Source organism: Streptomyces rubellomurinus, assembly GCF_000961885.1.
GTDB lineage: Bacteria > Actinomycetota > Actinomycetes > Streptomycetales > Streptomycetaceae > Kitasatospora > Kitasatospora rubellomurina.
Map to the genome: position 1 here is coordinate 1 of NZ_JZKH01000252.1, position 1,081 is coordinate 1,081.

Annotated in this window: 1 protein-coding gene; it reads right to left on the reverse strand. The window is 74.5% G+C overall.

Annotation, left to right across the window (positions count from 1 at the left end; translation table 11 throughout):
* Positions 1–1,081 (reverse strand): polyketide synthase dehydratase domain-containing protein (locus VM95_RS37625; protein ID WP_045705974.1); only part of this gene is annotated, 1,081 nt, incomplete at both ends.

Consider the following 1,081-nt stretch of genomic DNA (forward strand, 5'->3'; position numbering starts at 1 on the left):
CGGGTACTCGGTGCGGGCGGTCCGCAGCAGGCCCCACAGGGCGGCCTGCACCGGATCGCCGGCCACCGCGCCGCGCGTCACGAACACCAGCTCGACCGACTCCAACGCCGCTTCTGCGACCAGCTGTTGCACCGGCACCAGGACCTCGGCCAGCGCCTCGTCCAGCGAGCGTCCGGCCCAGCCGGTCAGGTCGACGGCGAGCAGCTGCGGCACCTCGGTGCCGGCGGCGAGCAGCGCGTCGAGGTCCGGCACGTGCTCGGCGCCCAGCGCACGGGCGATCTCGCCCGAACCGCCGAGCACCAGTGCGCGCAGCGGGGTCCGCTCCTGGAGGCGGTGGAGCTCCTGGAACTCCACGCGGTAGAGGTGGTCGACGGTGGCGGCCCCGCGGACCTGCTCGGCGGTCGCCTCGCGCAGCTGGAGGCCCTGCGCATGCAGGACCGGCCGGCCGGCGGCGTCGGTGACCCACAGCGCGAGCTGGTCGCCGGTGCCCCCGTCGCTCAGGTCGACGCGGACGCGCAGTTCGGTGCCGCCCACGGCGAACAGCTCGACGCCGCTCCACTCGAACGGCAGGAGAACGCTCTCGCTGTCGCCGGTCTGCGCCTGGGCGGCGACCAGGGTGTGCAGGGCGGCGTCCAGCAGGGCCGGGTGAACGCCGAACTCGTCGGCCTTCAGGCCCTCGGGGAGCCGGACGAGCCCGTACGCGGTGCTGCCGTCACGAAACAGCTCGGTCAGACCCTGGAACGCCGGGCCGTAGGCCAAGCCCCGGGCGGCGAAGCGCTCGTAGAAGCCGTCCAGGCTCACGGGCTGGGCACCGACCACCGGCCAGTGACGGAGAGCGTCGAAGCCGTCCGATTCGCCCTTCTCCTCGGCGAGTTCACCGGAGGCGTGCAGCGTCCAACCGTCCTGCGCGTCCTCGGGACGGCTGTAGAGGGAGACCGGGCGGCGGCCGTTGTCCACACCGCCGACGACGACCTGCAGCCGGACCGGGCCCTCCAGGACCAGCGGCTCCACGAGCGCCAGCTCCTCGACCCGGCCCGCGCCGAGCTCACGGCCGGCGGCCAGGACGAGGTCCAGGATCCCG